Source organism: Grimontia indica (assembly GCF_000333895.2).
GTDB lineage: Bacteria > Pseudomonadota > Gammaproteobacteria > Enterobacterales > Vibrionaceae > Enterovibrio > Enterovibrio indicus.
The window spans coordinates 1-2,498 of sequence record NZ_ANFM02000093.1; the positions used below are offsets into that span (position 1 = coordinate 1).

At 52.0% G+C, this 2,498-nt stretch carries 1 pseudogene; it reads right to left on the reverse strand.

Annotated elements, in window-relative coordinates:
- Positions 1–2,498: pseudogene (locus D515_RS26310) on the reverse strand (hypothetical protein); the annotation flags it as partial.

Below are 2,498 nucleotides of genomic sequence, written 5' to 3' on the forward strand. Positions count from 1 at the left end.
AGTCCATCCCCATCAGCATCTTCGGCTCGATCATCGACACCGTTGCCGTTCACATCGTTGCCGCCGAGCTCATCATTGCCATCGAGTTTGCCGTCGCCGTTGGAATCGAAAGCAGCGAAGTCATAGCCATGCATGTCGAAGGCCGTGCCATCGTTTTCTGGGTTTTGACTTTCCAGATCGAGGTAATCAGGAATACCGTCACCGTCTGAATCCGGGGCAGGGTCGACAGTGCCTTGCAGATCGACTGAGTCGACTTTCAGGTCGCCATCAGCATCGGCTAAACCGGCTTCAATCGCATCAGGGATAGTGTCGTTGTCGGAATCGAGGTCAATATCGTTGTTGACGCCATCCTGATCGGCGTCAGCGGATACACCGCTACCGGACATTGGCGTGAGGCTAATATTGCTCAGGCGAATTGCGCCGTTATAGAAGCTGGTATCAACGTAAAAGTCCGGTGTTTCTCCACTGTAAGTCACCACACGGATTTCTTCACCGTTACGGAGGTAGCGGATATTGCCGTTGTTAACTTCCAATGAAAGCGTATCGCCAGTAGCGACACTGTTCGCGCCAAAGTTGCCACGGTATGAACCGCTCTCGTAGATATAGAGCGTGGTGTTCACGATGTAGAAGGCGTAATCAATATCAGGGTAATTTGCGCTGCTTTCAGCATTACCTAAGCCAAACATATTGTTACTGCCCAGCGATTCAACCGTGAAATTCAGGCGATAGTTATCGCGGTAGCCGTACTCAGAGAAACGTACTGAGTTCGCCTGATAGCGCCATGTGCCGCCATTGGCAGAGAGTTCACCATTGGAGAAACTCGCCCCATAAAGCACGGGCCAATCAACAATGTCAGCTTTGGTGCGCAGCTCTAACTCGTCCGCAAGACCGTCGTTGTCACGATCGATATCCGAATTATCACCCACACCATCGCCGTCAGAGTCTGTGGTTTCAGACGCATCGTCAGGGAAGGCATCAGCATTATCGCCCACGCCGTCACCGTCAGTGTCTGTGGTCTCAGATGCATCGTTAGGGAAGGCATCGGCATTATCGCCGACACCATCACCGTCGGTGTCTTTGGTTTCGGTGGCATCTGTTGGGAAGGCGTCACCATTATCTCCAACACCGTCACCATCAGAATCGGTGTCTTCATTCGGGTCGAATGGGAAGGCGTCGTTAACGTCTAAGGTGCCGTCGTTATCGTCGTCATCGTCATTCGGGTTCGACAGTCCATCCCCGTCAGCATCTTCGGCCCGATCATCGACACCGTTGCCGTTCACATCGTTGCCGCCGAGCTCATCATTGCCATCGAGTTTACCGTCGCCATTAGAATCGAAGGCAGCAAAGTCATAGCCATGCATGTCGAAGGCCGTGCCATCGTTTTCTGGGTTTTGACTTTCCAGATCGAGGTAATCAGGAATACCGTCACCGTCTGAATCCGGGGCAGGGTCGACAGAGCCTTGCAGATTTACTGAGTCGACTTTCAGATCGCCATCAGCATCAGTTAATCCGGCTTCAATCACGTCTGGGATGGTGTCGTTATCAGAGTCCAGATCGACGTCATTGTTGACGCCATCCTGATCGGCGTCAGTGGATACACTGCTACCGGACATTGGCGTGAGGCTAATATTGCTCAGGCGAATCGCGCCATTGTAGAAGCTTGAATCAACGTAGAAGTCCGGTGTTTCTCCACTGTAAGTCACCACACGGATTTCTTCACCGTTACGGAGATAGCGGATATTGCCGTTGTTAACTTCCAATGAAAGCGTATCGCCGGTAGCGACACTGTTCGCACCAAAGTTGCCACGGTATGAACCGCTCTCGTAGATATAGAGCGTGGTGTTCACGATGTAGAAGGCGTAATCAATATCAGGGTAATTTGTGCTGCTTTCAGCATTACCCAAGCCAAACATATTGTTGGTGCCCAGTGACTCAACGGTGAAATTCAGACGATAATTATCCCGGTAGCCGTACTCAGAGAAACGCACTGAGTTCGCCTGATAGCTCCAGCTTCCGCCGTTGGCAGACAGAACACCGTTAGAGAAGCTGGCTCCGTAAAGCACTGGCCAGTCAACGATATCTGCTTGAGTGCGGGATTCCAGCTCATCGGAGAGGCCATCATTGTCTTTGTCGATATCACTGTTATCACCAACACCATCGCCATCGGAATCCGTGGTCTCTGAAGCATCATTCGGGAAAGCATCGGCATTATCACCAACACCGTCTCCGTCTGAGTCAGTGGTCTCGGTGGCATCATCAGGGAAAGCGTCACTGTTGTCGCCTACACCGTCACCATCGGTGTCTGTGGTTTCGGTGGCATCCGTTGGGAAGGCATCGCTGTTATCGCCGACACCGTCACCATCCGAATCCGTGGTTTCGTTTGGATCGAACGGGAAGGCGTCGTTAACGTCTAAGGTGCCGTCGTTATCGTCGTCGTCATCATTTGGATTAGAGAGTCCATCCCCATCAGCATCTTCGGCTCGATCATCGACACCGTT